The sequence below is a fragment of the Burkholderia sp. E168m23 genome (assembly GCF_016586125.1).
In the GTDB taxonomy this organism is placed as follows: Bacteria; Pseudomonadota; Gammaproteobacteria; order Burkholderiales; family Burkholderiaceae; genus Burkholderia; species Burkholderia orbicola.
This window is the reverse complement of the sequence record NZ_BCPP01000563.1, coordinates 1-4,729: the sequence shown is the minus strand read 5'-3', so window position 1 is coordinate 4,729 and position 4,729 is coordinate 1. Positions and strand designations below refer to the sequence as shown.

The window sequence follows — 4,729 nt, the reverse complement described above, 5'->3', positions numbered from 1 at the left end:
CGCGGTCGCCCGAGCTGCTGGAACGTGCGAACGCGAACCCGCGGGTCGCGTCGCAGCTCGAGCCGTAATAACTTCGTATAGCATACATTATACGAAGTTATACGACAATCCGGGCGACTGGAAATCCGCCGGCTCCCCGTCGTCGAAATGCGTATCGACCACGGCCCCGGCTATCGCGTCTATTACGTGAGGCGCGGAACGATATGGGTCATCCTGCTCTGCGGCGGCGATAAATCGACGCAACAGGCCGACATCCGCGCCGCGCACGCAATGCCCGCGCACCTCGACATGGAGTGATCGATGGACAAGATCAAGACGCGGCCGTGGGATTCGGCCGAACACCTGAAAACCGAAGACGACATGGCCGACTACTTCGACGCCTGCCTGCAGGAGGCCGGCGACGATCCGGCCTTCATCGCGCATGCGCTCGGCGTGATCGCCCGTGCCCGCGGCATGTCGCAGGTCGCCCGCGATGCGGGCCTGTCGCGCGAAGGGCTGTACAAGGCGCTGTCGCACGACGGCAATCCGAGCTTCGGCACGATCCTGAAGGTCATCAAGGCGCTCGGCCTGCAATTGCACGGCGCCAAGGCTGCCGCGTGAGCCGGCGGTGCACGGCGTCGCGCCGCGGGTGCAATGCCCGTACCCGCGTCAGTGCAGCCACCCGGCCGCCCAGCGCGGCACCAGCGACACCAGATACAACCCGAGCCCGATCAGCCCGCCGACCAGCGTGCCGTTGATCCGGATGTATTGCAGATCCTTGCCGATGTTCAGCTCGATCTGTCGCGACATCTCGCGCGCATCCCAGTTGCGCACCGTGTCGCGAATGTGGCGCATCAGGAAATCGGCGAAATCGGGCGCCATCTCGTGCACGGCCCGCTCCACATGCTCGTTCAGCGACGCACGCAGCGCCGGGCTCCCGGCGAGCCGCGCGCCGAGCCAGCCGCCCAGCGTCGCGGCCTGCCGGTGCAGCGCCGAATCGGGGCGGGCGAGATCGGCCTTCAGCCACGCACGCAACTGGTCCCACAAGTCGCGCACATACTCGTTGAACGCATCGCCGTCGCGAATATAGCGCTTGATCTCCTCGCCCTTCGCGATGAACGCAGGGTCGTGCTTCAGCCGCTCGGTCAGCCGCACGACCGTCCGGTCGAAGCGTTGCCGCAGCTCGTGCTCGGGGTCGGCCGCCACGCCTTCGAGCACGCGGCTCACCGCGCTCGCGAGCATGCGCGCGCCGTTCTCGCCGAACCACTGCGTCGGCATGATCTTCTCGACCTTCGGGTATTGCGTCTTCAGCCACTCGACGATGAAGCCCGCGATCACCTCGCGGTTCTCTTCCTTGTCGAGCACGTCGACCACCTGTTCGATCGCGTCGTCGAGCAGCGCCTGGTGGCGGCCGTCCTTCGTCAGCGTATCGAGGATCGCGCCGGCCGATTGCGACAGGTCGACCCGGTCGATCACCGCGCGGAATGCATCGTGGACGAACGACTGGATCCGCGCGTCGTCGGTCATGTCGAGCGCGAAGCTCATCAGCTTCGTCACGTAGCCGCCGAGCGCGTCGGTGTTCGCCGGCTCGCCGAGCCACGCGCCGAGCTTCTGCGCGGGATCGTGCTGGCGGATCTGCGCGGCGAGCGCATCGGGGCCGAGGAATTTCTCGCGCACGAATACCGCGAGGTTGTCGGCGATCTTGTCCTTGTTCTTCGGAATGATCTCGGTATGGCGCGACACGAACGGGATCGGTACGCGACGGAACAGTGCGACGACCGCGAACCAGTCGGCGAGCGCACCGACCATCGCGGCTTCGGCGACGGCCTTGAAACCGTCGACCCACGGGCCGCGCGGCAGCAGGATGGTGGTGACGAACACCGCGACGGCGGCCAGGAGCAGCCATAGCGCGCGGCGCTTGCTGCGTTTCAGTTCGAGAGCTTTGTCTGGCGTCATGGGCGACCGGTGAAACGGCAATGCCGCTAATATGCACCGATCGCCGACCGACGACAAACCCGCACGCCGGGCATGCCGCCCGGCACGGGCTTCGCCCACGTGCCAGTTGCCCGGTGCGAACGCGGCCACGCCGGCCGCGTTCGTTCACCGCGTCACAGAAACGTTTTCAGGTTCACCGCCGGATCGGCCAGCTTCACCGGATCGGGCACCGCCCCTGCCGCGATCAGCCGGCGCGACGCACCGATGTCGCGCCCCAGGTTCGCCGCGGCCACCGCGACGATCCTGCCGTCGTCGCCGAGCCCGAACACCGTGAACGGCCCGCTTGCCGGATCGCCGCGCACGACGATCGTGCGCTCGCTGCCGAACAGCCCGAGCATCTGCAGGTTGCAGTCGTACTGATCGGACCACAGCCACGGCAGCTCGGCATAGGTCTCGTCGGCGCCGAGCAGGTTCGCGGCCGCGACGGCTGGCTGGTTTTCGGCCACCTGCCACGATTCGATCCGCACATGCCGCCCGAGCAGCGGGTTGAAGTGCATCGTCACCTCGCCGGCCGCGAAGATCGCGGCATCGGCCGTGCGGCAGCCTGCGTCGACGCGTATCCCGTTGTCGACGTCGAGCCCGGCCGCCTGCGCCAGCTCGACGTTGGGCACGACGCCGATGCCGACCACGACGATGTCGGCCGGCACGTCGCCGCGATCGGTCTCGACGACCGCGTCGCCGCCCGGCGCGCGCCGAATCGCGCGCGGCAGCGTCGCCAACTGGAAGATCACGCCGCGCGCCTCGTGCAACCGGCGCGCGTAAGCACCGACCACTTCCGGCAACGCGCGCTGCAGCAACCGCGGCGCCGGGTCGATTACCGTCACGTCACAACCGAGCTGGCGTGCCGCCGCCGCGACCTCGAGGCCGATGAAGCCGCCGCCGAGCACCGCCACGCGGCGCCCGGGCGCCAGTCGCGCACGCAACGCACGCGCATCGTCGACCGTGCGGACGTAGTGCACCGCGACACCTTCGTCGATCGCCCCGCCGAACGGGCGCACGCGCGAGCCCGTCGCGAGCACGAGCTGGCCGTACGGCACCGTCGCACCGTCGTCGAGCCGCACCCGCCGCGCGTCGCGCTCGATCGCGTCGACCCGCGTGCCGAGCCGCAGCTCGATACGCTGCGTGTCGTACCACGCGGCATCGCGGATGAACGCGCGCCGTTCGCCGCCGTCCGTCAGCAGCGCGTCCTTCGACAGCGCCGGCCGGTCGTACGGCAGCTCGCGCTCCGCGCCGATCATCACGATGCGCGCCGTTGCATCGCGTTCGCGCAGTGCTTCTGCCGTACGCCGCGCCGCGTGGCCGGCGCCGACGATCACGAACGGATCAGCCGACATTGACTTCCACCTGCCCGTCGACGATCCGGATCGGATAGGTCCGCACCGGCTCGGTGATCGGCGCGCATTTCGGCGCGCCGGTGCGAATGTCGATCAGCCCCTGGTGCAGCGGGCATTCGACGCAGCCGTCCTCCACATAGCCTTCGGACAGCCGCGCATGGCCGTGCGTGCAGAGGTCGTGCATCGCGAACAGTTCGTCGCCGATCCGGAACACGGCGATCGGCTTCTGGCCGGCGACCCGCGCCGCCGGTTCGTCTTCGGAAAATTCGTCGAAAGCGCCGAGCGGATGCCACTCGGCCAGCGTTGCTTCGGTCATGTCGGTTCCTTGCTTCGTCAGAGCGGTCAGATCGGTCAGATCGGCGTCGCGAGCAGCGTCTGCACGCGCGACGTGTCGTAGATCACGCGCTTGGTCTTGTAGCGCCAGCCGTCGGGCGTGCGCACGACCGTGTCGTAGTACTTGCCGGCCTGGTACACGTTCGATTCGCCGTTGCTGCGCGTCTGCACGACCACGTAATTGCTCTCGGTATCGAATTCGCCGTCGCGTTCGGCGACGATCGTCAGGCCCGACGTCATGTGCCGGTACGTGTGCTCCTCGTAGATGTTCGCGTGCCGCAGCGACACCACGCGGTCGCGCAGCATCCGCTGGTTCGTGCAGTGCACGATCCCGACCGGCAGCCCGAGATCGGCGTTCTCCTTCGGCACGATCTCGTACGTGCAGTCCTCGGTGAACATCTCCGGCCAGTGTTCGAGCCGGTCGTTGTCGAGGTGCCCGATGTAGCGGTTCTGGAGCATGTAAATCTCGAACCACGTCTTCATGTCTTCCGTCATTTTTTGCTCCCGCCTCAATAGCCCATCAGCTTCTGGTAGCCGACCCAGAACTTGCGGATCAGGCTCTCGGTGATCACCGTGTCCTGCTGGTCCGGATTGCCGCGCGACATCTCGATCACCGACGTCGCGTCGGCATCGCGCACCGTGCCGCGCTGCACGAGCTCGGTCGCCTCCGTGTCTTCCATCGAGATGTAGCCGGCCGGCCCGACGAGGTTCGCCTGCTTGATGCGCAGCGCGCGCAGCTCGGGCGTGTCGTCCGCATAGCCGAAGAAGTGGAAGATCAACTCGAAGTTGTCGGGGCCCTTCGGCAGGATCTGCCGCGCGACCAGCGTGTTGTGGATCTGCTGGATCACGAGCTGCGGAAAGATCGGCTGGATATGGTTCGTGCAGTCCTCGTCGTATTCGGACACGAGATCGAGGATCGATTCGTCTTCCAGATGGAAGCCCTCGTCGAACGAACGGATGTTCTGCTGCTTGTACGCGGCCGACGTATCGTCGCCCGTCTTCGTCACCGTGATGATGCTGTGCAGCCCGTGGTTCGCATCCGGAATCGAGCGCGCCTTCATCCCGACGCGGAAGATGTTGAAGGTCGT

The 4,729-nt window shown here is 67.0% G+C and carries 5 protein-coding genes and 2 pseudogenes; 2 read left to right on the top strand and 5 right to left on the bottom strand.

The genetic code is table 11. The annotated features are described in order from the left end of the window. Nucleotides 1–106: 106 nt before the first annotated feature. Nucleotides 107–297: pseudogene (locus JMF90_RS24715) on the top strand (type II toxin-antitoxin system RelE/ParE family toxin); the annotation flags it as partial. Between the two features lie 3 nt (nt 298–300). Then, nucleotides 301–600 carry an addiction module antidote protein gene (locus JMF90_RS24710; RefSeq protein ID WP_006490972.1) on the top strand — a complete coding sequence of 100 codons (300 nt, stop codon included), beginning with the start codon at nt 301–303 and terminating at the stop codon, nt 598–600. 48 nt (nt 601–648) lie between these two features. Here JMF90_RS24710 and JMF90_RS24705 read toward each other — a convergent pair whose 3' ends face one another. The 5 genes and pseudogenes from JMF90_RS24705 to JMF90_RS24685 all read right to left on the bottom strand — a co-directional run. After that, entirely contained in the window at nt 649–1,935 is a 1,287-nt protein-coding gene (locus tag JMF90_RS24705; RefSeq protein ID WP_011548233.1) for a DUF445 domain-containing protein, read from the bottom strand. A 152-nt stretch (nt 1,936–2,087) separates the two neighbouring features. After that, nucleotides 2,088–3,308 carry an anthranilate 1,2-dioxygenase system ferredoxin--NAD(+) reductase gene (gene andAa / locus JMF90_RS24700; RefSeq protein WP_011548234.1) on the bottom strand — a complete coding sequence of 407 codons (1,221 nt, stop codon included), beginning with the start codon at nt 3,306–3,308 and terminating at the stop codon, nt 2,088–2,090. Next, nucleotides 3,298–3,624 (bottom strand): anthranilate 1,2-dioxygenase ferredoxin subunit AndAb, encoded by a 327-nt coding sequence (gene andAb / locus JMF90_RS24695; protein WP_006479527.1) that lies wholly within the window; start codon nt 3,622–3,624, stop codon nt 3,298–3,300. The genes andAa and andAb overlap by 11 nt, the downstream gene beginning before the upstream one ends. 35 nt (nt 3,625–3,659) lie before the next feature. After that, a complete protein-coding gene (andAd, locus tag JMF90_RS24690) occupies nt 3,660–4,136 on the bottom strand; it encodes an anthranilate 1,2-dioxygenase small subunit AndAd (protein ID WP_011548235.1) in 477 nt (158 codons plus the stop codon). Between the two features lie 14 nt (nt 4,137–4,150). Continuing rightward, a pseudogene (locus JMF90_RS24685) lies at nt 4,151–4,729 on the bottom strand (Rieske (2Fe-2S) protein); the annotation flags it as partial.

What these genes read in the sequence shown, in the direction of transcription:
- JMF90_RS24710 (WP_006490972.1), top strand. Translation starts at nt 301, where the DNA reads ATGGACAAGATCAAGACGCGGCCGTGGGATTCGGCCGAACACCTGAAA.
- JMF90_RS24705 (WP_011548233.1), bottom strand. Translation starts at nt 1,935, where the DNA reads ATGACGCCAGACAAAGCTCTCGAACTGAAACGCAGCAAGCGCCGCGCG.
- andAa (WP_011548234.1), bottom strand. Translation starts at nt 3,308, where the DNA reads ATGTCGGCTGATCCGTTCGTGATCGTCGGCGCCGGCCACGCGGCGCGG.
- andAb (WP_006479527.1), bottom strand. Translation starts at nt 3,624, where the DNA reads ATGACCGAAGCAACGCTGGCCGAGTGGCATCCGCTCGGCGCTTTCGAC.
- andAd (WP_011548235.1), bottom strand. Translation starts at nt 4,136, where the DNA reads ATGACGGAAGACATGAAGACGTGGTTCGAGATTTACATGCTCCAGAAC.